The 24931-nt window shown below is 65.1% G+C and carries 17 protein-coding genes; 11 read left to right on the top strand and 6 right to left on the bottom strand.

The features are described 5' to 3' along the window. Window positions 1-509: 509 nt before the first annotated feature. Together GO707_RS12430 and GO707_RS09615 are read right to left on the bottom strand one after the other, a co-directional pair. Window positions 510-2405, bottom strand: a complete 1896-nt coding sequence (locus tag GO707_RS12430; RefSeq protein WP_232325774.1) for a response regulator transcription factor — start codon at window positions 2403-2405, stop codon at window positions 510-512. Between the two features lie 225 nt (window positions 2406-2630). Then, entirely contained in the window at window positions 2631-3146 is a 516-nt protein-coding gene (locus GO707_RS09615; RefSeq protein ID WP_114549336.1) for a hypothetical protein, read from the bottom strand. A gap of 331 nt (window positions 3147-3477) precedes the next feature. On the opposite strand from GO707_RS09615, the gene GO707_RS09620 reads away from it, so the two are divergent. Both GO707_RS09620 and GO707_RS09625 read left to right on the top strand, forming a co-directional pair. Next, a complete protein-coding gene (locus tag GO707_RS09620) occupies window positions 3478-4314 on the top strand; it encodes a PD-(D/E)XK nuclease family protein (RefSeq protein WP_157012893.1) in 837 nt (278 codons plus the stop codon). 4 nt (window positions 4315-4318) lie between these two features. Beyond that, a complete protein-coding gene (locus GO707_RS09625) occupies window positions 4319-5029 on the top strand; it encodes a TorD/DmsD family molecular chaperone (RefSeq protein ID WP_232325775.1) in 711 nt (236 codons plus the stop codon). 343 nt (window positions 5030-5372) lie between these two features. Here GO707_RS09625 and GO707_RS09630 read toward each other — a convergent pair whose 3' ends face one another. Together GO707_RS09630 and GO707_RS09635 are read right to left on the bottom strand one after the other, a co-directional pair. Next, entirely contained in the window at window positions 5373-7325 is a 1953-nt protein-coding gene (locus GO707_RS09630; RefSeq protein WP_232325776.1) for a UvrD-helicase domain-containing protein, read from the bottom strand. Window positions 7326-7334: 9 nt separating this feature from the next. Beyond that, window positions 7335-8288 carry a hypothetical protein gene (locus GO707_RS09635; protein WP_157012894.1) on the bottom strand — a complete coding sequence of 318 codons (954 nt, stop codon included), beginning with the start codon at window positions 8286-8288 and terminating at the stop codon, window positions 7335-7337. Window positions 8289-8583: 295 nt separating this feature from the next. Between GO707_RS09635 and GO707_RS09640 the strand changes: the two genes are divergently transcribed. From GO707_RS09640 to GO707_RS09665, 6 genes are all read left to right on the top strand, one after another. Next, window positions 8584-12228: a molybdopterin dinucleotide binding domain-containing protein gene (locus GO707_RS09640; RefSeq protein ID WP_157012895.1), complete on the top strand. Its 3645-nt coding sequence runs from the start codon at window positions 8584-8586 to the stop codon at window positions 12226-12228. A gap of 15 nt (window positions 12229-12243) precedes the next feature. Continuing rightward, entirely contained in the window at window positions 12244-12903 is a 660-nt protein-coding gene (locus GO707_RS09645) for a 4Fe-4S dicluster domain-containing protein (protein WP_114549334.1), read from the top strand. Between the two features lie 6 nt (window positions 12904-12909). Beyond that, the gene (locus GO707_RS09650; RefSeq protein ID WP_157012896.1) at window positions 12910-13824 is read left to right on the top strand and encodes a dimethyl sulfoxide reductase anchor subunit family protein; all 915 of its coding nucleotides are present in this window, start codon (window positions 12910-12912) and stop codon (window positions 13822-13824) included. A 219-nt stretch (window positions 13825-14043) separates the two neighbouring features. Further along, window positions 14044-14733: a 4Fe-4S dicluster domain-containing protein gene (locus GO707_RS09655; protein WP_157012897.1), complete on the top strand. Its 690-nt coding sequence runs from the start codon at window positions 14044-14046 to the stop codon at window positions 14731-14733. Window positions 14734-14745: 12 nt separating this feature from the next. Next, window positions 14746-15816 (top strand): 4Fe-4S binding protein, encoded by a 1071-nt coding sequence (locus GO707_RS09660; protein WP_232325777.1) that lies wholly within the window; start codon window positions 14746-14748, stop codon window positions 15814-15816. A gap of 285 nt (window positions 15817-16101) precedes the next feature. Continuing rightward, window positions 16102-17301, top strand: a complete 1200-nt coding sequence (locus GO707_RS09665; RefSeq protein WP_157012898.1) for a 4Fe-4S binding protein — start codon at window positions 16102-16104, stop codon at window positions 17299-17301. Between the two features lie 251 nt (window positions 17302-17552). On the opposite strand, the gene GO707_RS09670 is transcribed toward GO707_RS09665, so the two are convergent. Continuing rightward, window positions 17553-19172: a sensor histidine kinase gene (locus tag GO707_RS09670; RefSeq protein ID WP_157012899.1), complete on the bottom strand. Its 1620-nt coding sequence runs from the start codon at window positions 19170-19172 to the stop codon at window positions 17553-17555. A gap of 6 nt (window positions 19173-19178) precedes the next feature. Continuing rightward, on the bottom strand, window positions 19179-19853 hold the full coding sequence (locus GO707_RS09675) for a response regulator transcription factor (protein ID WP_157012900.1): 675 nt from the start codon (window positions 19851-19853) through the stop codon (window positions 19179-19181). Between the two features lie 260 nt (window positions 19854-20113). Between GO707_RS09675 and GO707_RS09680 the strand changes: the two genes are divergently transcribed. The 3 genes from GO707_RS09680 (at window position 20114) to GO707_RS09690 (ending at window position 24742) form a co-directional block, all read left to right on the top strand. After that, a complete protein-coding gene (locus GO707_RS09680; protein ID WP_198161071.1) occupies window positions 20114-21187 on the top strand; it encodes a VTC domain-containing protein in 1074 nt (357 codons plus the stop codon). 251 nt (window positions 21188-21438) lie between these two features. Then, the gene (locus GO707_RS09685; RefSeq protein ID WP_157012902.1) at window positions 21439-22134 is read left to right on the top strand and encodes a DUF4956 domain-containing protein; all 696 of its coding nucleotides are present in this window, start codon (window positions 21439-21441) and stop codon (window positions 22132-22134) included. 277 nt (window positions 22135-22411) lie between these two features. Then, entirely contained in the window at window positions 22412-24742 is a 2331-nt protein-coding gene (locus tag GO707_RS09690; protein ID WP_157012903.1) for a carbohydrate-binding domain-containing protein, read from the top strand. The last annotated feature ends 189 nt before the right edge of the window (window positions 24743-24931 follow it).

Raw genomic sequence — 24931 nt, forward strand, 5'->3', positions numbered from 1 at the left:
CTTCTCCTTTCTCTCTGAGAGCCGAAATTATTAATAGAATCAAATAATACTTTTCATGACCGAATTAATCAAGAAAAAGTTCGCGATCGCCACAAATGCCCCAAAATTCGTAGCCCGATCGGGGAAAATGTCAGAAACTCTGAAGAACTGCGGCAAAAAGCTAGGTCGGGCTGCGGATTCGAACGTGCGATCCGCAGCCCGAGGTGGATTTTTGGAACAGAACCCGTAGCCAGGGAAGGGAAAATGTCAGGGAACTCAAAGGAGCGCGGCAAAATGTAGGGCCGGGCTACGGGTTGGGATGAAATCAGCTTCCCCTGTGCGGAATGAGCAGAAGCGAATGGCGGTTCACTTCCGCTATGTTAAATTAGCGGAAGTGAATCTCGGTTCACTTCCGCAATGGTTAAAGCAACAGAAGCGAAATCGTGAGCAAGGGGCATCGGCGTGAGTCCCTAGGAGATCCTGCGGCCGTTGCGGCAGGAGATGCGCGGCGGCCGCAGCTCCGCACGGGGTTACAGCTCCACTTCGTCGATGAGGTGGATGAGATCTTGCTGGCTGTGGATGTTCAGCTTGCGGTAGATGTGGCGGATGTGGGTCTTCGCCGTGCCTTCGGAGATGTAGAGCTGCTGCTGGATGTGGGAGGACTTGTAGCCGCGGGCCAGGTAGTACATGACCTCGCTTTCGCGGCGCGACAGCAAGTAGGTGTTGCCGACGATCTCGCAGCGCTGGCGGAAGCGGCCCCGGGCGGCGGGCGTGTCGTCGGCGGGCGCGGGGGCGACGGCCTCCTCGGCGAAGATGGAGCGCGAGAAGTCCATGGCCTGACGGGCGGGGGAGGGGGCATTGGAGGCAGAGCTTGCGGTGTCAGAAGCGGCGCTTGCATCCGATGCATCGTCCTGCATGGCGTCCACGGCGGTCGGGCCATCTGCGGCGGAAACGACAGAAGATGCGGAGGCGATCTGCCCCGATGCCGCGCCGGAGGTTTCGCCCAGCTCGGCAAGGGCGGCCACGACGGCGTGCTCCCAGTTTGCAGGGACCTGGGTGCGCACGTCGGCCTGCTCGGGGGCAGAGGGGACCGCGCCTTCCCGGGCACGTTCCAACGCATCTGCTTTCCCCTCGTTCACCACGATGAGCGGGGCCCGCGAGGCGCTCTGTACGGCCACCTTCCTCGGTGTTACGGCCACGATGGAGGCCATCTCGCGCTCGTCGGGCAGAAGCGCGTAGGCGAGCATCATGGCGACCAGCACGATGAGCACGGTGCCCATCTCCCCCAGACCCGTCGGCGCGCCGAGGGCGCCGGTGAACAGGGGAAGGGTGGATCCGCCCAGAGCCGCCAGCGCCATAACGCCGCGGCCGAGGTCGAACACGAAGATGGGGGAGAGGCGGAAGCGCTGGGAAAGCTCCGAGAAGAAGATCCACATGAGCGCCTCGAAGGACATGTAGCCGACGAGCACCACCGAGGTTCCCCAGAACGACGCGCCACCGGCGGTGAAGGGGATGAACACGGCCGTCACGGCGATGAACGGGATGAGCGGGCGGAAGAAGGTGTGCCAGCGCTCGTCGCCGCCCAGCGCCAGGAACGTCACCATGATAAGCACCGTGGCGGCGCAGGCGGTGACAAACAGCAGTGCTTGGTCTTCGAAAGCGCTGCCGGGCAGGATGGTCTCGATGGAGGTCTGGCGCATGATCCCTAAGGCCACGCCGAGGAAGAACACCGGCAACCCGAAGCGCAGCACGAAGCGCGCGTGGTTGATGGGCAGTGGCTGGAAGATGAGCTGGCGATTATCGAAATCAAGGCTTACGTGGCGACGAAGCACGAGCAGCAGGGCGATTTCCGCGAAGGGAATGAGCGCGCTTGCCACGCCTCCCCACGGGAAGGGGATCTGATGCAGCACCAGACCGTAGATGCCGAATCCGATGGCGATGGAGAGTGCTCCGTTGATGACGACGGAGGCTGAATCGCGGCGCGAGAAGGCGATGCCCCAGGCCAGCAGCAGCACCGACGATCCGGCGCCGGTGAGCACGCCGGAGGCAAGCTGCAGCGCTTCCGAGCTAAGGAGCGATCCGTCGGGCGCGAGCAAGAGCAGTGTCCCCGTCGAACCGAGCAGAGCGGCGATGACGAGGGTGGGCGTGGCGTGCAGCGGGCGAATGAGCCTGGTATCGAGAACGCTCGCGACGAGCAGCAAGAGCCCGTACACGAGAATGGACACGAAATAGGCGAGAGACAGCTGATCGTTGGAGGGCCCGGCCTGAAGGCCGCTGGTTCCGAAGATGCCGCCCTTGTCGAACATCGAGCTGTAGATCCAGGCCTGATGCAGGCCATAGCCGAGCGAGATGATGCTCAACTCGCCGAAGGATGTGCCCTCTTTGAAGTCGATGTTGATGGTGACGCGAGGAACCTGAAACCCCATAATCCCCCTCCTGCGGGCCCGGCCGTCTCGCCGGGCGGGATGACGCATTATTGCTGAGTCAGGGGGTTATAGATAGCGGACGGTGCCTCGTCAACTTGCTCACGGATCCCCTGGCCCGTAAAACCTCCTGTTCGGCGCGCTGCTATGCCGTTGCCATCGGCGTGCTCTTGCGCGCTGCGGTCGGGGCCACCGCTGGTCGACGATGGCCCTGCAACGGTCGGCGACCTACTTGGTCACCGTGATCACCACGTTGTCGTAGCGATCGAGAACGGTCGAGCCATCGCCCTTCGCGGGGGCGGTGTAAGCCTCGCTCACGTTCTGGGACGTGGCGGCGTAGGCGCCTTCCGCGTCCTTGTAGGCCTGCTGCTCGCCGGTGGCATACACGCTGATCTCAGCGTTGTAGCCGTTGGCGGCGAGGTAGTCGGCCACCGACTGAACGTCATAGTTGTGAATGGCGTCCAGCCCGTTTTGGTTCTCGCTGGAGATGATGCCCTCGGTAAGGACGACATCGGCCGTGCTGCCCGCCGGAACGAACATCAGGTCGGAGTGCACGTCGCCTCCCACGGCGGTCTCGTCGACCACCATGAAGACCTCGTAGCTACCCAGACCGTCAGAGGAATCCGACACGCTGTCGTCGTGCACGTAGTAGAAGCCGTACGCCGGGACAGCGATCAGGGCTGCGCACAGGCAGGCCAGAACCGCAATGGCAAGAACCTTCTTGCCGAATGCTGCGTTGGTCATAAGTGCTCCCTCAATCGTGGTCGCCCCGCAGTTTCGCAACGCAGCCCCATTATGGCGCGCGCACGGAAAAGGTCAAGGGCAAAACCCCAGGTGCAGCGCACAATCATCCTCGTGGAAGGGCGAAATCATCACGAGAGGATGATGCCGCTTTTCGCAAAGATGGGCCTGGTCGTATGAGCTGGGCGCCGCGATGCTTCCTAGAATGTAGGACGAAGAGGATAGGAAGCGGCGTCTGCTATCGGATTGCTCGAGCGAACGAAGGGCGAAAAGAGCCTTCCGCGCATCGGGGTTCGCGATGACGACCGCACGCGAAACGAGAGAGGAAACCTGTATGGCCTATCAGCATCAGGGTTCTTGCGCGAGTGCCGGGGACACCCTCGAGCTGCTCGCCTTCGACGACGAGTTCGACCCTTTGGCGGTGGACGATTCGGAGATCGACCAGGAATGGATGGACGACGAGAACCCCTACGACACCATCGACTACCCCACCATGCGCAACATGCCCGAGACGGTGCACCACGATCCGGTGTACTCGCCGGCACGCCAAGGCAGCGCCACCGAGGCGCTTCAGGCGCTCATTGTCCGCAACCCCAACCGTCGGCCCGTGCTGCTGAACATCATCGGCCTGTGCGAGGGCGGCTGCCCCTCGAGCGTCATTTCCGAGCGCGTGGATGAGTGGCAGCGCGACAACTGGTCGGTATACGCTCCCATGACGCTTTGCCGCATGTTGGAGCGCGCCGGAGCGCTTACGTTGGAGATGCCCGACGTGTCCGAGGAGCACGAGAGCGCCGAGGAGGGTGTGGCGTACCTGGAGATTCGCGAGACCGTGGATCCGGTGTGGCGCGCGACTCCCGAGGCGTTGGCCTTGCGCGCGGAGTACCTCGCCGGCAAGAGCTTCCGCGCGGTTGTGCTGGGATCCGACGAGGCGCGCTACGCCGAGGTGTACGCGGCGGTTATGGAAGCCCTTGAAGAGGCGCCGCGAAAGCTGGACGCCATTGAGAGCCTGACCGACGCCATGGAGATCACCAAGTCGCCGCGCCGCTTCGGTCAGCACTTCATCGATGTGCTGGAAACCTGCGACTGCGTCATCTGGGGCGATGGCGCCTGGAACTTGACCGATTTGGGGCGGGCTATGCTCGCCGAGCTGAAGAGCGCGAAGGAGGCTTAACGCTATGGTCGTTATGGAAGAAGCCGTCGTTGAGGAAGCTGCCGCTTCCGAGGATGTGAACCTCGTTGAGCTGATGAACGCCCGCGCCCGATCCTACGGCATGCTGGCGCGTCTGTTCCGCGAAGAGGTGGATCTGCCGACGCTGCGCGAGCTGCAGAAGATGCGCTTTCCCCAGGCCACGGGCAATGCGGCCGCCGATGAGGGCTACCACCAGCTGTACGACTACCTGAAGCGCGCCTGGGACGACTCGGTGACCGAGCTCGCCATCGATTACGTGAGCACGTTCATCGGCCACGGCGTGAACGGGTATTCCGCCGCCTATCCGTACGAGTCGGTGTACACGTCCGAGCGCCGTCTGCTCATGCAGGAGGCCCGCGCCGAGGTGCTCGCCACGCTGCGCGAAAACGAGTTGAAACGCGGCAACTGGAACGAGGCCGAGGACCACATCGCGCTGGAGCTCGAGTTCATGCAGCGCATGGCCCTGCGCGCCGCCGAGGCGCTGTCCGACAACGCCGAGGACGAGGTGATCGCCTACCTGCGCACGTCCTACGACTTTTTGGAGAATCACCTGCTGAACTGGGTTCCCATGCTGGTCGCCGATATGCGCATGCACGCCCGCACCTTGTTCTACCAGGGTCTGGGGCAGCTGACGCTCGGCTCCCTGCAGGAGGACGAAGCCGTCCTGCGCGAGCTTTTGGATTCCGTGGAAGCTTAAGCGGCCTTTTGCGGCCCAAACCTTACCAACCCCTTCCTTCTTTCCCCTCCCTTCGTCGGCCCCGCCCCTCCTCGGCGGGGCCGACCCGTTTTCGCGTGCTGCCCCGCGGTGTGCGAGAGGAAGCTACTTGGAAAACAACGGGTAGCGTACCCAGAAACTACGCTACCCGTTGTTTTCCAAGCAGAATGAAGAGCGAGGAAAGAGAAAAACTACGCTAACCGTCATTTCTCAAGCAATTGAGGGATACCGTCCGGCGGTGAGGGGGGAAATGGCGAAACAAGAAAAGCCCCGGTTGCGGGGCTTTTCTTGAGAGGGTTTGTCGGCGGTTGATGGGTTGCCGGCTCTAGTCGATCCCTGCGTCGGCGAGGAGGGCCTGGCCGCCTAAGGTGATGGGGGCTGCGGCGCCGGCTTCTTCCAGGAAGCAGGTGGGGCGCAGGGTGGCGATGCGCTCGCCGTCTTCCATGCGCACGCGGGCCACCTGCATCTTCGTGCGCTCGGCCAACTCGAGCGGGGCACGGCTGAACGTGGAGAACATCAACGCGTCGGTGGCTTTGGCGACGCCAGCGGCAAACGTGCGGCGATCGGCCTCGCGCACGCGGTCGCGGTCGGCGTCGGTGGAGACCACCTCGAAGGCGTCGCGGGCGGGCATGAAGCCGTCCACGCAGCCGGTGACGTACAGGGCGCGGTAGCCGCAGCCGCACAGCTGCTCGTAGGAGCTGACGCGCACGGCGCGGACGTTGGCCTCGTGGGTGGGGAAGAACTGGGTCTCGCGGATCATGGCATACAAGGTCGGCGCGTCCTCGTCGCCGGCCAGTGTCGCGGAAAGCGTCGCGAAATCGCGCAGCTTGTCGGCGCCGAGGGCCGCCAGCAGGTTGTGCCCGCGGCGCCCCGCATGGGCGGCGATCATTGTGCGGCCGGCCTCGTAGCGCTCGGCCAGGCGCTCGGCTCGGGGGAAGGGCTCCGCTTCGCCGGCGGTGCGGGCGGCCACGGCCGCCTCCAGGGCATCCAGGATGCCGGCGTCGTGCTCGTCGCACCACTCCATCAGGAAGTGCCAGCCGTCGGAATAGGTGAGGTAGTTTCCGAAGCCCACCCACGCGCGCCAGGCGAACAGGTCATCCGGGTCGGCCAGCAGGTTCAGCGATGTGTAGGCCACAAGCGCCCGGGCGCGGTTCATGTCGCGCGGATCGCCGCCAAGGCGCTCGAAGCCCAGCGATGACACCATAAAGCCGCGGCGGACGAGCATTTGCTCGAAGGCGTGCGCCCACTGCTTGTTGGGGGCGACGACGCAGAGGTCGGATTGGGCCGCCTCAGGATTTTCGGCGTTCACGGCGAACAGGTAGCGCGTCAGCCCGTTGAATTCCTCGTCCGGCGTGTTCCACTTCACGGTGGCGATGTCGCGTATGGTTCCCTCGCGCTGGTCGGCCGCAAGCGCCTCCTCGTTGCCCGCGCGGACAACGGCATTGCAGAACGCGGTGACGTTGGGATTGCCGAAAGCGGTGTTCAGGGCGAACACGGTCACGTTCCGACGCAGGGTGTCGAAGGTGGCGAAACCCTCGGGGGCCGGGAAGCTCGTGGCGACGCGCACGGTCTCGTCCGGATTGCCGGCGACGATGAGCTGGTCGCGGGCGAGCAGGCACAGGCAGGTCTGCTGTGCGACGGAAAGGTTCTGGAAGTCGTCGGCGAGCACGAGAGAGAACCGCTGTCGCGCGCCGGCGCCTGCATCACTTTGCAGGTAGCGCCCGCAGAGGTAGGCCACCTCGTCTTCCAGCATGGCGTTCGTGGCACCGAGCAGGCGATGGGCCAGCTCCAGCGCGTCTTTCTCCTCGCCCACGGCCCAGTCGTCCTCGGGGGCGAGCGCGCACCACTGCTTCTTGATGTGGCCGAGCTCCGAGCGCAAGCGGCGGGCGGGAGTCCCCAGGGTCTTCATGTCCTCCAGGAAGAAGTTGTACTCGAAGGGCGCGAGCACGCGGGGGGTGCGGCCGGTGGCGGCGCGAGCCTCGGGCGTTTCCAGCACGGCAAGGCACACCTGCTGGGCGCAGGCCACGGTGATGCGGCCGGCGATGTCTTCCACGTCCTGCACCCCGGCGGCGGCCAGGGCGTCCACCAGGCGGCGACGCGCCACGCGGGCCGCCTCGGCCGTGGAGGTCTCGATGAGGATGTCTTCGGGGGCGCATCCGGCGGCCACGGCGGCAGCGGCCCGGCGCAGCAGCGCCTCGGTCTTGCCGGAGCGCGCGGGGCCGACGATTTTGGCCGTGCGACCGTCGAAAGCGGCGATTTCTGCCATCATGTCAGTCATGAGTGCCTCCTAATCGGCCAAGATGCCGCTGGTCGAGTCGAAATCGCGCGTGGAGCCATCGGCGTAGACGACCGTCCACTGGTCGAAGGCGAGGGCGAAATCGGCATCGGGCAGGGCGTACTTCTTCTGGATGTCCTCGCCCAGATGCGCCTCCTCGGCGATGCGCTCGGCCACGATTTCCTCGGCGGTCTTGTCAAGCTCGCCGCGTTCGACCTCTTCCAGGTCGTGGGCGATGCGGGCGCGCACGACGATATCGGCCGCTTCCTCGGCCTCAAGTGCCGCTTCGGCGGCCTCGGCTACCAAGGCGGGGGAGGCCATGAACGACTCCTCGGCGGCCTTCTCGGCGGCCTCGGCCTCGGCTGCGGCCGCCTCTTCGGCGGCGCGGGCCGCGGCGGCCTCGGCCTCTTTGCGGGTCTCAAGCGCTTCCATGCCGGCGGCGTACTGCTTCTCGTAGGAGGCCGCGGAAGGCAGCGTCACGGCGACGACGTCCTTGCCAAGCGCGCCGGCGTTCAGGGCCTCGCGCACGCGGCTCACCCACTTGCTCTCCTCGGGGTCGATGCCGCAGGTGGAATCCAGCCGCAGGCGCACCACGAGCCGGCCGCCCTGCAGCTCGATTTCCAGCCACGTGAACACAAGCTCGGGCTTGCCCTCCTCGCGCTGGCGGCGGTTGAAGATCTTCATCTGGTTGTCCACGGCGTGCACCTGGTTCAGCAGCCAGTGCTCAATGGAGTCGCTCCACAGCGCGTCGGCGCCTTCCACGGAGGAATCCAGGTACTCGCGGGCCCCCACGCGCACGGTCATGCGGAGGGTGTTCACCGGCTCGCCGTCGGCCGCCGGGTGGGTGCGCACCACGGGCGTTCCCAGGTAAGAGTAGCAGCGATCGATCTCCAATCGCAGCTCGTGATCGACGATCGACTCGTCCAAATCAAGCGTGAGGGCCATGGAAGGATGGGGCTTGCTCATCGTTGTCTCCTTTCGTCCTATCCTCTTCGTTATCCAGTATAGAGAGGCCTCGAGCAGGGAAATCATCCCATCGAGATGAGCGCGCGGGATGATTGCCGTCCCTTAAATCGGCCTGCTCTTATGATTGCGCGGCCTGCGCGGCCCATACCATTTTCAACCGTTGGGCAACAAAACATCGGTGGCCGCTCGACAGCGGAGGCGGATCTTCACCCCTCCACTCGCGAAGGCCGCCGACGCCGCCGAGGGCCGCCGGTGTTTTGTTGGAAAGCATCGAACGAAAGAGAGAGGAGGACCCATGGCTAAACTTTCACTGACTCGTCGCAGCTTCCTGAAGGCGGCCGCCGTCACGGGCGCTGCGAGCACGCTGAGCTTCGCCGCGGCGCCGTCTGCGGCTTTGGCCGAGGGCGTCGACGAATCAGCTGGTGAGGTCAAGCGCATCCGTTCCTGCTGCCGCGCGTGCGGCAAATGCGAATGCGGTGTGTGGGTCACCGTGCAGGACAACAAGGTCATCAAGGTAGAAGGTGACGAGTCCAACGCACACAGCCGTGGACACTGCTGCGCCAAGTCGCAGGCATCCATGCTGGCGCTGTACCACCCCGATCGTCTGCGCTATACCATGAAGCGCACCAACCCCAAAGGCGAGGACGATCCCGGCTGGGTGCGCGTGAACTTCGCCGAGGCCATGGACGAGATCGGCGCCAAGTACAACGAGCTCATCGACAAGTACGGCGGAAAGTCGATCTTCTCCATGGGCGGTACCTCGCGCGTGTGGGCACAGCCGCCCTACGGCACCCTGAAGTCCGTCTTCGGGACCCACAACTTCCATTCTGCCTACGAGATCTGCAAGGGGCCGCGCCACTTCGGCGGCGTGCTCACCGATGAGAAGGGCTCGCCGTGGATGGAGGTCGAGCAGGGCCCCATCGTGTACGTGCAGTGGGGCACCGCGTCCGAGTACTCCAATTACGACTCCACCAACCGTACCGTCGTGGACTGCTCGCAGCGCGCCTACAAGCACATTCTCGTTGACCCGCGCATGAGCCCGCTGGGCAAGGAGGCAGACATCTGGCTGCCCATCCGCGTCGGCACCGACCTGGCCATGTCGCTCGGCTGGCTGAAGTGGATCGTCGACAACGACGCCTACGACAAGAACTTCGTGAAGCGCTGGTCCAACGGCCCGTTCCTCTACAACCCCGAGGCCGACGGCAAGACCTACAAGGGCTACTTCTTGGAGATGAACGGCGGCATCCACATGACGAGCCGCCTGCTCACCGAAGCCGACCTCGACCGCGAGTGGGTCTCCCAGTTCTGGGAGCCGGCGCCGGAGCAGTACTCCTACCGCCGCTTCATCTGCTGGGACGCCGCCAACGAGAAGCCGACCTACTGGGACGCCGAGGAATGCCAGTGGGAGGGCGAGAAGCACAAGATCCCGACCACCGGTACCTGGATCGAGCATCCCTACAAGCCGATCATCGCCGATGCGTGGCTGCCCGATCCCTCGAAGTTCGCCGACCCGGCCGATCCGGCCTACGACGCCTACTGGACGGGCGAGGGCAATGAGAAGGGCGCCAAGTCGAATCCGAAGGGCCTGCCGAAGGATCCGGAGCTGTGGCCCGACGGCGTGCAGGTGAAGCTCGCCAATGGCAAGATGATCGAGGCCAAGTCGGTCTGGCAGGAGTGGGAGCACAACCTGGAGGAGTACACGCTCGAGCGCGTCTCCGAGATCACCGAGGTTCCCGCCGACAAGATCGAAGAGGCGGTGCGCACCTACACCACGCGCCTGAACCCGCTTCACGGCAACGGCGGCATCCACTACCAGCTGGCCCCCGACCAGACGGGCCACGCCGTGCAGAACACCCGCGCCCTGCAGCTCATCGCCTGTCTCACCGGCAACTCCGACGAGCCCGCCGGCAACCGCGGCTCTTCCAAGGCCCAGGTGGACGGCTGCTGCGGCCGCGCCAACATGATCGTGACCGACCACGACCCCGTTGACTGGGGCATCCGCGAGGGCATCGGCACCATGGAGCTCGGCAACACGCCGCGCGACCTTTCCGTGGAAGACCAGATTCCGCTCATCCAGAACTTCGTGAAGTACCTGCAGGACGAGAACTCCCCGCTCATGGAGCGCTACGGCAACCACATCCCCACCGATGAGGAGGCCCGCATCATCGCTATGCGCAAGGGCGGCGACTACAAGGGATCGCGCTCCTTCCCGGGCCTGAAGACCCCGTTCGAGAACAACGCGGACCAGATTTCCGCCGAGCGCTTCCCGCTTCTGCGCTTCTGGAACTCCTGGACCGACGCCTCCTCCATCTGGGACGCCATCCGCGAGATCGATTCCCCCTACAAGCTCTACGGCGGCATCTGCATGTCCGGCGACTTCATGAACCAGTCGAATCTGCTGGAGGCGTGGGACGCGCTGACGCAGCTCGACTTCTGGGTCGACATCAACCTGTGGTCGTGCCCGAACAACGGCACCGCCGACTACGTGTTCCCCTGCACCCACTGGCTGGAGACCAACACCGGCCGCGTGTCCCAGGGCGCCGGCGGCATCTTCGGCGCGGGCCAGCGCTGCGTGGAGCCCATTGGAGACGTGGTCTTCGACCCGACCTTCGTCGTGTGCCTGCACAAGTCCATGGGCGTGCCGTTCAACGACCGCGACCCCGAATACGACGAGTGGCTGAACCTCGACTACCATGACTTCATCCAGGCCGGCGGCTCGGTGGGCTACGAGGAGCAGGAGTACCGCGTGCTCAAAGACGCCACCGACTGGTGGAAGACCGAGGAGTACCCCGACGGCCCCGACTTTCCGCAGTACGCCGCGAAGTTCCAGGAAGAGGGCTGGTTCGACTGCCGCAAGTGGCATCCCGAGCGCTGGGGCACCTACCGCCGCTGGGAGATGGGCTACCGTCGCCAGCAGGCCGGCTACAACCTGTATGCCGCTGTGGACGAGAAGTGCGCCTTCGGCACCCCCACCGGCAAGGTGGAAATTTGGTCGACCATCTGCGAGTCCTACATCGGCGACACCGTGACCGAGTCCTATGTGCTTGAGACGCCGGGCACTTCTGCCAAGGTGGGCGAGAAGACCCCGTACTTCGCTCAGGTGTGCTCGCCGGATCGCGACGCCTATGCCGGCGACATTCCGGACATCGACAAGTTCCCGCACTGGTTCGAACCGAAGAACTCGCGGGTGCAGGCGCCCGAGTGGTACGACGCCAACCTGGTGGACGGCGCGTCCTACAACAGCGACAACTACCTGAACAAGCCCTACCACGGCATCGCCGGCGTGGGCACGGGCCAGGCGACCGACAACGGCGCCACCGACAACCTCGAGGCCTACAAGCAGGCCGTGAAGGAGAACCCGGAGGCCACCTTCATCTGCACTTCCGGTGCCCGCCAGCCCGTCTACTTCCACTCCGAGCACCGTCAGCTGCCCTGGTGCCGCGAGCTGTGGCCGTCCCCGCGCTTCGAGATGAACCCGAACGACGCGGCGCGCCTCGGCATCGAGCAGGGCGACTGGATCTGGGTGCGCACCCCCTGGGGCGCCATCCGCGAGGTGGCCGATCTGTATTACGGCATCAAGGAAGGCACCACCAACGCCAACCACGCCTGGTGGTACCCCGAGATGGACCACGCCGCCCACGGCTTCGAACTTGTCGGCATCAACTGCACCATGGACAAGTACGCACAGTGCTGGATCTGCGGCGCCTCCCAGCTGCGCGGCAACCCGATGGTCGTCTACAAGGCCACCGAGGAGAACTCGCCGTTCGGCAACCCCGTGCCGTGCGACCCGTGGGGCAACGAGGCGATCACCAACGCCAACGACCCGCGTCTGAAGGAATGGCTGGCCAACGACCCGCGTCTGGACGACTCCAAGGTGGAGCTCACCTACGCGAGCGCCGATGCGAAGGGCCTGCAGACGATCAGCCTCATCAAGGAATAGGAAGGAGGAAACACGATGTCCAACTACGCAATCATCACGGATCTCAACCGTTGCACGGGCTGCCTCGCCTGCACCGTGGCGTGCAAGGCCATCAACGGCGTGGACGTGGGCAACTTCTGGATCAAGACCCTGCGCGTCGGCCCGCATCCCATCGAGGGCGGTTCCGGCACCTTCCCGGACGTGGAGATGTACTTCCTCCCCGTTCAGTGCCAGCACTGCGAGAACCCCGAGTGCGTGAAGGTGTGCCCGACCGAGGCGTCTCATGTCGCCGAGGACGGCACCATCCAGATCGACAAGGACAAGTGCATCGGCTGCCAGTTCTGCGCCATGGCCTGCCCCTATGGTGTGCGCTACCTGAACCAGACCGAGCGCGTTGTGGAGAAGTGCACGCTGTGCGAGCAGCGCACGAGTCAGGGCGAGCTGCCCCAGTGCGTGGCCCAGTGCGGCGCCCGCGCCCGCTTCTTCGGCGACCTCGATCAGGGCGTCGAGAACTTCGAGGCCCCGGCGCACCCGGACACCCCCGGCTGCCAGTACGACGACATGACGAAGACCCGCGTCAAGCTCAAGGACTACGTGGAAGCCTTTACCGAGAACGACATTCATCACCTCACCAACAAGGGCAACAACCCCAAGCTCATGTACTTGTTGCGCGAGGGCCGGAAGTGGAGGGAGTAACAACCCATGGAAATTCAGTGGCCCCTTATTCTCTTCACCTTCTTTAATTGCCTGGCCGGCGGCATCTTCTTGATGCAGGGTATTCTCACGCTCGCCGGCAAGGGCAAGGCCATGCAGCTCGCGTCCTGCGTGAGCGCGATTGTGGCTCTCGCCATCGGCGGTCTGTCGGTGTTCTTCCACCTGCAGCACCCGCTGCGCATGCTGAACGGCTTCGGGCACATCACCTCGGGCATCACTATCGAGCTCATCTTCGTGATCGTGTTCGCCATCGCCGTGGTGCTGTACTTCCTCATGATGCGCCGCTCCGAGGAGGGCGTGGCCCCCAAGTGGTGCGCCATCCTGGCCATCGTCGTGTCCCTGGCGCTGCCCTTCGCGACGGGCGACTCCTATCTGATGAGTGCCATTCCCGTGTGGGACACCATGCTGCTGCCTCTGTACTACGTGGTGGCCACGGTGATGCTCGGCGGCCTGGCTGCCATGATCATCGCTGGCGCCACGAAAGCTGAGGATGCCGTGAAGCTGTCCGCTACCGTGGCCTTCATCGGAGCCGTGGTGTGCGCCGTGGTGAGCGTCATCTACGCGGTCGCGATCTCCGGCATGGGCGCGAACTACACCGAGATGGAGTACTACTTCGACCCGACGCTGCCCGACGTGGCCATGCGCCAGTCCGAGCAGATCACCGGCGCCATTCTGGCCGGCGAGCATGCCGTGGCCTTCTGGCTGGGCAACATCGTCGTCGGTTGCGCGGTGCCCGCCGTGCTGGCGGCCCTCGTGATGTGCGGCAAGGTTCCCGCCGAGAAGGCCCTGGCTGTGGCCGTGATCGCCCTGGTGTGCGCCGTGATCGGCACCATCGTGTGGCGCGTGCTGCTCTACGAAGTGGCCGTGAACGCCCTCATCCAGTTCCAGTGGGCGCTTCAGTAAGAGGTTGAACGTGAGAAGGGCCATCTCTGGTCGGTTGGCCCTTCTCTGAAGACGAGTGTTGGACAGGGCGGCTTGATGTAACGGCTTAAGCCCCGCAGGCGACGCAAGTAAACCGCCCTGTCTGTTTCGAAATGGCTTGCAAATAACGATTTTACGGTTAGAGAACGCGGCAACCGTTATTTGGAAGCCATTTAAGCAAAGAGTGAAGAGGAGACTGCTATGGCTCAAGAGGAAAAGAAGGACGAAGCCGAGGCCAAGCGTGCGCCGCGTGGCGGCATCACGCGGCGCGGGCTGTTCATCGGCGTGGGATCGACGGCGGCGCTGCTGGGTCTGGGCGCTTTGCGCTACGCGGGCCACAACCCGCTGAACCGACCGCCGGGAGGCACCGACGAGGCCCATCTGGTAAGCGGCTGCATCCGCTGCGAGCGCTGCTACGAGGCGTGCCCCCGTGAGGCCATCGTGCCGGCGAAAATCGAGGACGGGCTGCTGGGCATGCGCAGCCCCATGCTCGACTTCAACACGGGAAACTACTGCGATTTCTGCTACGAGGAGAACGGCGGCAACCCCTTGTGCGCGGCCGTGTGCCCCACGGCGGCCCTGGAGCTGCCCGCCAGCTACACGGTGGGCAACCCGGAGACCGGCGAGACGGGCGACATCATCATCGGCACGGCGGAGATCGATCCGCGCACGTGCTTGGCCTATCGCATGACCGGCTGCCGCGACTGCTACGACGCCTGCAACTACAGCGCCATCGAGCTTAAGGACGAGGGCGGCGCGAACCCCATTCCCTACGTCGTGGAAGACAAGTGCAACGGCTGCGGCGCCTGCCAGGCCGCCTGCCTGTCGCTGTCGTCCGGTTCCATCAAGTCCACCGAGCGCGCCATTGTAGTGCGCCCTATTGAAGCCTAAAGGGGGTAAGTTATGGCTCAGAAGAATGAAACTACGGAAGCGTCCGTTTCATCTCAGGCTGCGGGCGTGAAGGGGAAGGGCTCTGCGAACGCGCTGGCCGCGAAGCTGAAGACGCGTCGGCTGCGCACGGCTGTGGGAGCCGTGGTGTTCGTCGGCATGGCCGCCGGGCTTGTCGCCGGCGTGAGCATGGGCACGATGTCCGGCTTCGGTTGGGACACGTTCTCGATGCTGTGCCCCTTGGGCGCGCTGGGCACCATGATCGCCACGAAGACTATGATTCCCCGCGCGGTGGTGTCGCTCGTGCTTATCGCCGCCCTCGTGCTCGTGTTCGGCCGCGCGTTTTGCTCGTGGCTGTGCCCGACCATGCTCATCGACCGCATCCGCGACTTCTTCCGCTCGCCCAAGAAACGCCGCGAGCTAGCGGAGAAGAAGAACTCCGAGATCAAGGCCATCTCGCAGCAGGAGCTGACGAGTTTGAAAGCTGCGAAGGACGGCCACGCCTGCGGCGCCTGCGGTAAGTGCCAGCCGGTTCATCACGGCAAGGTGGACTCGCGCCACGCAGTGCTCGGCGGCGCGCTGCTTTCCACGGCCGTGTTCGGGTTCCCGGTGTTCTGCCTCGTGTGTCCGGTGGGCCTCACGTTTGCCACGGTGCTCGTCATCTGGCGCGCCTTCGCCCACGGCGACGCGACCATTGGGCTCATTCTCATTCCGGCGATGCTTGTTATCGAGCTGGTGGTGCTGCGCAAGTGGTGCTCCAACTTCTGCCCGCTCTCGGCGCTCATGAACCTGGTCGGGCGCTTCTCGCGCACGTTCGTGCCTACCATTAATGATGAGAAGTGCCTGGAGACGGCCCGTGCCACCTCCTGCAGCAAGTGCGCCGAGGTGTGCGACGCCGACATCAACATCCGTCATCCGGAATTCGGTCTGCGCGCCATGGCCGACTGCACGCGCTGCCGCAACTGCGTGGACGTGTGTCCTACGAAGGCCATCACGATGCCGGTGTTCGTCGGCAAGAAGGCGGGCAAGACGGTCGTGGAAATTCCCGATCCGGTCATGGACGACTTGGAGCCAAAGTTGGACTAGCGACTCGTTGGGGGGCGGCCCGCGGAGCCCGTGCTCGCCGCCCGCTGATCGCTGTTTCCCGCTGCGAACGCGGCCAAGGAATCAGCGAAGATGACGCACATGAGTCGGTACTATCCCGGCATCGTTGCTGCTGAAGTGGAAGCTGATTCTTAAGAGCCGCGTTCTCCGCGGGGCGATCAGAGGTCGTCGATCACGGGCTCCGCGGGCCGCCTCGCGAGGTGATATTAAGCTGCAAGAGCGGGAGGGCTTTGGGAGAGGCCCGACCGTCTTGGAAGAGGAGTGACAATGGTTGAGACGATTGATGCGGGGGCCCATCGCTATGTGGGGGCTGCGTTTACGGTCGTGGACAGCGGGGCCATTCGGGTGCATCGGGAGCGGTGCGCGAAGGTGCGCAACCGCAATGTGGACTGCCTGAAGTGCGCGGCGGCGTGCACTTCAGGGTGCCTTTCTTTGGATGATGGCGAGTTGGTGATCGATGCCTCGAAATGCGTCGGCTGCGGCACCTGCGCCACGGTGTGTCCCACGTGCGCTTTGGAGTCGCTGAATCCCTCGGACGCCGAGCTGAAGGCCGCCTGCCTGCGCATCGCGCGCGATGGGGAAGTGGTCATTGCCTGCAGTCAGATGGAAGAGGCCCTGGGCGATTTGCTGGTGCCCGGCGCGGCGCCGTCCGTGGTCTGCGCGGGGCGCGTGGATGAGTCATTGCTGGCGGGGCTCGCCGCCGAGGGCGTGGGCTGTGTGACGGTGCTCTGCGGCGACTGCGAGCGTTGCGCCCAGCGCCACGGTCGCGACACGGCGGAGCTCGTGGCCGAAACGGCGCGTCAGGTGCTCGGCGCTTGGGGCAACGAGCTGGAAATCGTCGTGACCGACGTGCCTCCGGTGGGTGTTCTTGCTGATGGCGTCGATACCGGAGCCGTCGAAGCTGCCCGCGACGCTCACTTTGCCCAAGAGCCGGCTTGTCCGCCTGTACGCGAAGCTGAAGAATTTCTCACCGGTTCATCTGTAGAGGCGGATGCCCTGCGCCGTCCCGCCCATTCCCTCCATGTCATGAAGGACGGCACGCTGCCGCACTTTATTCCCGATCGGCGCGAGCGATTGCTGGACGCATTGGCGCAGCTAGGGGAGCCTGCGAGCGGCAAGCTGGAGACCCGCCTGTGGGGTGCGGTGGTCATCGACGGCACGAAGTGCGTTTCTTGCCGCATGTGCGCGACATTCTGCCCTACCGGCGCCATCGCGAAGTTCGACGACGCCGACGGCACCCTAGGCGTTGCCCACACCCCGGGCGACTGCGTGAAGTGCGGCAGCTGTGGGGACGTGTGCCCGGCCGGCGCCATCACGCTGCTCGATGCCGTGCCTGTAAGCTGGCTCACCGACGGCAGCCGCCACCGTTACGTCATGACGCCGCGCCCCGTGAGCCTTACCGACAACCCACACCAGATCCTCGACACCTTCCGCCTCGACTTCAACGGAGACATCTTCGAACGGTAGGGGAGCCGCACCGATCGCCGGGGCCCTCCGCGCAGGGAGTCGGCGAGCCGTTAGCGAGCCGTCCTTCCACGGCGTCTCGCCGAAGCCCGCACGGCGGCGACGGGATCGTCGTGCGGCGAACTTCAGACTTCTCCGCAAAGCAGGAGAGGTCGCATCTCCCGACTGCCCCGGCATCCGCCCCGGCAGCCACGCGACCTCGATCTGCCCCAGCCCCCCGGCGCCCCTATCCTCTTCACGGCGCCGGGGGCGTTTTATACCAAGGGCAAGCGCAGAGTGAAGGTGGTGCCTTCTTGTGCGGTGCTGGTGACGGCGATGGCGCCCTTGTGGGCTTGGGCGATGTCGCGGGCGATGGCCAGCCCCAGCCCGTAGCCGCCGGCGCCGTCGTTTTCGCTGTCGACGGCGTTGTGGGTGCGGGCTTTGTCGGCGCGATAGAAGCGGTCGAACAGGTGGGGCAGGTCGGCCGCATCGATGGGCTCGCCGCTGTTGCGCACGGAAAGGACGGCATCTCCCGTCGCAGCCCGCAGCGTCACGGCCACGGTGCCCCCGGGGTCGGTGTACTTGCAGGCGTTGTCCAAAAGCACGGCCACGGCCCGTTGGAGGCGCGCGGCGTTGCCCCGTACGGCAATGCCCGGCGCGACCGTGCATTGCCAGGTAAGATCCCGTTCGAAGGCCACGGCCTCGAAGGTGAGGGCCTCGCCCTCCACAAGGCGGCTGAGGTCGACGACGGCCGCGGGGCCTTCCGAGGTTTGGGCGCCTTGCGGGGTCGGTCGGGCCAGATCGAGCATATCGGTCACGAGGCTCTGCATGCGCTCCGCCTCCATCTGGGTGCTCTCAATCCACTGGCGCTGGCTGGCGATGGTGTCACTGCCGCGCTGCCGCAGGATGGCGTTGTTGGCGAGGATGACCGTGAGCGGGGTCTTCAGTTCGTGGGACGCGTCGGCTATGAACTGCTGCTGCTGGGCCCAGGCCTGCTGAACCGGGCGCAGCGCCCAGCGGGAGAAGACGAGATTCAAAAGGAACAGCAGCCCCAGCGCCCCTAGGCCCACGGCGGTGAGCACGAGGGCCAGCGAGCGCCAGCCGTCGGCGGCGCTTCCGTCGGCGAAGGCCACCATGAGGTCGGGGCCTGCCTCATGCTTGGCGAAGTACAGTCCGACGTCGGGCAGATACCCCCAGGGCGCTTCAGCGCTGACGACTTCAGGAATGGCGTGCACGAGCAGCGCCTCGGGCACGGTGGCTCCCGAGCGGTCGGTCAGTTGCATGACCGTGCGGTCGGCAATGTAGTAGACCGCCACGGGCAGCGAGGCCTCCTCGGCGGTGCCGGGGCCTCCGATGCGGGGCGGCGCGAAACCGGGATCGCTGGTGCCGGCGCCGATATCCTGGGTGGGAGCGGGGGCCGAGCCGTCCTCTGCGGGTGTTTCCGCGCCTTCAACGCTTTTGCCCGGGTTTGCGTTGCCGCTCGTGGCGCCTTCCGCGTCGTTGTCCGCGTCGGTGCCACCGGCCGCCTCGTTTCCAGCGCGATTGTCGTCATCGTCCGTGCCATCGGCGTCTGCGGCGTTCTCGCCGTCTTCCCGGGGGGCCTCGCCCCGATGGAAAGGCTCGGCGTCGGGGATGAGCTGCGGTTCGTGCAGGGAGCGGCTCGTGGCGGCCATGAGCCGGTTGCGCACGTCGTCGATGTCGGCGCGGTAGTCGGCGTAGCAGATAGTGGCGAACGAGGCGGCCAGCACGAGGGCGGCCAGCGTCATGTTCAGGGCTATGAACTTCGTTCTCAGCTGGCGCAGCATGGGGGCGGCTTCGTCGGCTGCGCGCTTCGGAGTCCTGACGCCCTTCGGGTTCAGACAGGGGGCGAGGCGCGGTTTCGGAGGGAGTCCCATGGGCGCTTAGCCCTCCTCGGCGAGCCGGTAGCCCACCGAGCGGATGGTCTCGATCTTCGCCTTCGACCCCACGTGGGCCATCTTCTTCCGCAGAAACGAGATGTATGCCTCTACGTTGTTGTCGCTGGCGCTGGATGAGGGCCCCCAGGCGCGGCTGATAAGCTGCTCTTTCGAAAGCACTGCTCCCGGCGAGCCGAGCAGGATGCGGGCGATGGCGAACTCCTTCTGCGACAGGCGGATGGATTCGTCGCCGCAGGTGAGATCCATGGATTCCAGGTTCAGCGTGAGGTTGCCCACCGTGAGCGTCTCGAAGACGACATCGCCTTGGCGCCGTGTGAGGGCACGCAGGTGCGCCAGAAGCTCGGCCGGCGAGAAGGGCTTGGTCATGTAGTCGTCGGCGCCGGAGTCGTAGCCGCAGATTTTGTCGCTTATGGCATCGCGAGCGGTGAGCAGCAGAATGGGCGTGCTCACATGCGCTCGGCGCAGGCGCTGGGCCACGGTGAAGCCGTCGGCCTTCGGTAGCATGACGTCCAGGATGATGACGTCGTAGGTGCCGGTCTCGCCGTAGCGCACGCCGGCCTCCCCGTCGTGCACGACGTCGGTAGTATAGCCGTTGTCCTCAAGGATGCGGGCCAGTGCCTCGGCGAGGCGGGCGTCGTCTTCCACGACCAGAACGTGCATGGTGATCCTTTCCGTAAGGGCCGTCGCGCACCGACGCCTCGGGCTCGGTTGTGGCGCTTCGCAGTGTGTGCCCGGAGCTGTTGTGGCGCTGGACGCGCTTGAATTCATTGTAACGACCCACCTGAAGGCAACCTGAAAGGAATCGGCTGCTTCAGGCAGTTTTCAGGAAGTCCCCTTATTGTTGGGGCCGGCCTGCGGGAGATCAGGGTTTCGCGGGCCGGCGAGAATCAGGATCCGCGGCCAGCGAGGAAGGAGTATCCGTGACCGCCTACAACAGCGTGTTCAAGCGCGTGGAGAAGAAATACCGCATCGACGTGGCCGAGCGTGCGGCTGTGGAAGCGGCGGCGGAGCGCCTCATGGCTGTTGATGATTACGGTCGCACCCGCATCACAAGTTTGTATCTGGACACGCCCGAGCGCGCCATGATCGCCCGTTCGGTGGAAAAGCCGCTCTATAAGGAGAAGCTGCGTCTGCGCGCCTACGGGGATGCGGCTGGGGTGGCCCTCATGGGAGCTTTCGGTGCCGGGCCGATTGTGCGTGAGCCAGGCGGCCTGCCGCTTTCCGATGGGGAAGTGGAAACGCGGGTGGCTGCGGGGCTACGAGTGGCGAGGACGGCCGCAGGGCTGCAAGTGGCGCCTGCTGGCGCCGGGCTGCAGACGATGGGCGATGCTGATGGAGATGCCGTGGGAAGTGTCGAGGCGTGCAGGCCGTGCGCTGGAGAGGCGCTTCGGGGCAACGGTTTGTCAGCGGGCTTCCCTGTGTTTTTTGGCATCAAGAAGAAGTTCAAGGGCATCGTGCACAAGCGGCGGCTCGCCCTGACGCTGCCGGCGGCGCTGGCCTTCGTGAGCGGCTTGCCTTACGAGCAAGCCTGCGCTCGCTGGCCTCTGGCTGATCCCGTGCTGGCCGCTGCCGCGCTTTCCCCGGCCACGCGCCAGATCGCCCGCGAACTTGAGGCGGCCATGAACCGTTGGCTGCCCCTGGCGCCCTCCATGGGCATCGCCTGCGATCGTGTGGCCTGGGCCTATCGGCCCGAGGTACGCGAGGCGCGGGAGGGCGATGAGCTGTTCGACGCCGAGCTGCGCATCACCTTCGACGACTGCTTGGAGTATCTCGACTGTCATCGCTTCCGTTCGCCATGGCGGCCCATCATCGAGTCGAGCGAGTCCGTCATGGAGATAAAGAGCGCCGGGCCCTACCCGCCGTGGCTGGTGGACGTGCTGTCGGCCGAGCGCATCTACTCGGCTTCATTTACCAAGTATGGCAACGCTTATCAGATGGCAACGGCTGTGCCGCGCGCTCGAAATCATCGAAGGGCTATGCGTGGTGGTGCGTGAACCGTTCGGGAAATGCGAGTCCTGGAAATAGGCGAAAAAACGGAGTTGTTAGACATGGGCTAAGCTTCAAGGTCCTCAACGGAGGAAAAGTGATTCGATCTGAGGCGAAAAACCCACTCGCAGACCCTCTTTTCGGCGAAGCTCAGAACAAAGAAGTCTAACAAGTCGGAATTCCTGCCCAAAACGAGGGAGCGCATTGTCTGGAAGGTTGCTCGCAAGAGTAGGCAGAGAATGAACAAGAAAGGAAACTCATGCTTGAATCAACGTTCTCGTCAGTGTTCGGAACAGCGGAATCGCTGGTAGGGGCCGTCTCGGCGGCGGACTTCTTGCTCTGCTGCGTGTTCTCGGTGGTGCTGGGCGCGGCCTGCGCCGGTGTGTACATGTTCCGGCACAGCTACTCGAAGAACTTCGTGGTGACGCTGGCGCTCTTGCCGCTCATCGTGCAGATGGTCATCACGCTGGTGAACGGGAACCTCGGCGCGGGCATCGCGGTTATGGGCGTGTTCAACCTGGTGCGCTTCCGCTCCATTCCCGGTTCGGCGAAAGATATCGGCAGCGTGTTTCTGGCCATGGCCATCGGCTTGGCCACGGGCATGGGTTTTCTGGGGCTTGCCGTCGTGTTCACCGTGGTGGTGGCCGTAGTGAACCTACTGTTCGTGCTGACGCCCTTCGGCAAGCCCCGCGAGCCGGGCAAGACGCTGCGCATCACCATTCCGGAAGATTTGGAGTACGACGGTGTCTTCGACGAAGTGCTCAACCGCTACGCCGCGGAGTCGGAGCTGACCGAGGTGACGACTACCAACATGGGCAGCCTCTTCCAGCTGACCTACCAGCTCCGCCTGCGCGAGCGGGGGCTTGAGAAAGCGATGATCGATGAGCTGCGGTGTCTGAACGGGAATCTGAAGATATCTCTGGGGATGACGCCGCAGGGGCGCGAGACGCTTTAGGTCCTCGGGGCACTCCGCGAGGTGCTTTCCGGCATCGGTGCTCGCCGCCCGCTGATCGCTTTATCCCGCTGCGAACGCGGCAAAAGAAATAGCGGAAGGAACGCACATGAGTCGGTACCATCCCAAAATCGTTGCTGCTGACATGGAAGCTATTTCTTAACGGCCGCGTTCTTCGCGGGGCGATCAGAGGTCGGCGAGCACCGATGCCGGAAAGCACCTAGGGAGATAGACCCAATAGTAGTGTAAGACCATAAGGACAAACGACAAAGGGAGAAACATGTTGAAGTTGAAGACGAACGAGATAATGGGCGCTTGCGTGGCGCGACGACGGGCTTGGGGTCGCGGGGCCTTGGCCGTGGCGTTGGCGGGATCGCTGGCGCTGGCGGGGTGCACCGGGGGCACCTTCGAAGAGGCCGCCGAAGGTGCCGGCGAGAAGACCGAGCAGGGACAGAGTGGCCAGGCCCAGGGCGACAACGGCGCCACGGGTGCGACCGATGCGGTGGACTGGGCGTCGCTCATCGACATCCCCGGTATGGATTTCGCGTACTCCGACCGCGACCGGGACGCCTCCTACGATGAGGCCGCGGCAACGAAGATTGCGCTGACGGGCCAGGGCGCGACGGTGTCCGGCGAAGGGGCTGCGGTGGAAGGCTCCACGGTGATTATTACCGCGGCGGGCACCTACGTGGTGAGCGGCGAGTTGACGGCCGGGTCGCTCACGGTGAACGCGGGCGATGCGGACAAGGTGCAGATCGTGCTTAGCGGCGCCTCCATTCGCAACGAGGCGGGACCGGCGCTGAACATCCAGCAGGCCGACAAGGTGTTCGTGACCTTGGCCGCAGGTTCGCAGAACACGTTGGCCGACGGTGCAAGCTACATGTTGGCGGAAGGGGAGGACGAGCCCAACGCCGCGCTGTATTCCAAGGCTGACCTGACCATCAATGGCACGGGCGCGCTGACCGTCGAGGGCAACTACCGCCACGGCGTGAACTCTAAGGACGATCTTGTCGTGACGGGCGGTGCGATCACCGTGACCGCCAAGGAGGACGGTCTGCACGGCAAGGATTGCGTGAAGATCGCCGACGGCACGTTCGCGGTGACGGCCGGGGAAGACGGCATCCAGTCGAGCAACGACGAGGACCCGACCCGCGGCTTCGTGGCCATCGACGGTGGCACCTTTGCCATTAAGGCGGGAGACGAGGGCGTGCAGGCGGCCACCTACCTGCGCATCGCCGGCGGTAAGGGCCAGGTGGAGGCGGCCGACCACGCCCTGCGCTCCGAGATTGAGGCGGCCATGACCGGCGGCGAGTTCACGGTTGAGGCTGGCGGCAAGGGCATGAACGCCGAGACCCGGTTCACCCTGGATGGCGGCGTGCTGTCCATTGCGGAAAGCGACGAGGGCATTGAGGCCGAGAAGGTGATCGTGAACGACGGCGAGCTGAACATCGTGGCGAGTGACGATGGCATCAACGCGGCGGTGGCCGAGCGTTCCGACGAGACCGCCGAGGCGGCTGTGGCGACCGATGCCGCGGCCGGCAACAGCAACGGCGGCGACGCTGCGAGCGCCGACAATGCCGGCAATGCCGGGGGTGCCCCGGCGGCTGCCCCCCAGGGTGATGCCGCATCGGGAGCTCCCGAGCCGCCGGCGGGCGCCGATGGGCAGATGCCCGAGCCGCCGACGGGCGCTGACGGGCAGGCTCCCGAGCCCCCCGAGGGCTTTGGCCCGCAGAACGGCGAGCGTCCCGAGCTGCCCGAGGGCGCGGAGGAGGGGCAGATGCCCCAGCGTCCCGAGGGTGATCCCGGTACCGAGGGCGCAATGCCCCAGGGCGGCCGTGGCGGCATGGGCGGCGCGGGTGGTCCTGTGGCGGCCAATGCGAGCGAGGATTGCCTCATCCAGATCAACGGCGGCATGGTAACCGTCGACGCCGGCGGCGACGGGCTCGACTCCAACGGGTACGTGGAAGTGAACGGCGGCGTGGTTCTTGCGAGTGGCTCGGCCGGCGGCGGCGATAGCGCGCTCGACTACGAGTACGGCGCCAAGATCACGGGCGGCGCGGTGATTCTCGCCGGCGCAACTGGCATGGCCGAGACCTTCACCGAGGGCACTCAGCCCTTCGCGATGGTGGCGGCCGAGGGGGCCGCGGGTACGAATCTGGCCGTGACCGACGAGGCGGGCACCGTGCTCGTCAGCTATACCGTGCCCAAGGCCTTCCAGTGTGCCGTCGTGTCCGCTCCCGGCCTGACCGAGGGTGCAACGGGCAAAGTGATCGTCGGGGGTACGGTGACGGGCGCCGATAGCGCTGGCTATGCCACTGGCGCTGCGGTCGAGGGTGGCACGACGGTGGACTTCACCGCCTCCACCACGCCGAGCAACGAGGTGGGCCGCATGGGTGGCGGCGACGGCGGTCGTCGCGGTGGCGGTCCGCGCGGAGGCGGCGCGCGTGACGCCCAGGGCAATGCGACCGAAGGCGAGGGCGCCACGGCTGGCGAGCAGAACGGCACCGCCCCGCAGCAAGGGCAGAATACCGGCGCCGACCAGCAGGGTACGAGCGGCCAGGGGCAGCAGAGCGCCTCGGCGCAGACCCCGCAGCCCGAGGTGGTCGCCTAGCGCCAGTGCCGGCGCTCCTTTTTTCGCGCGAATTGGCTTGGTTTGAACGGTTTTGTGACGCAAGGGGGTGCGGACTCCAAGTTGGACACCCAGGTGTCCGGAAGGGAGTTCGAATGTACGACAAGAGGGCCAAGCAGGATGCGCTGGATCTGTGGTTCTCGATGCCCGGCGAGATGTCCGTGGATGACT

Source organism: Adlercreutzia rubneri, assembly GCF_009755265.1.
In the GTDB taxonomy this organism is placed as follows: domain Bacteria; phylum Actinomycetota; class Coriobacteriia; order Coriobacteriales; family Eggerthellaceae; genus Adlercreutzia; species Adlercreutzia rubneri.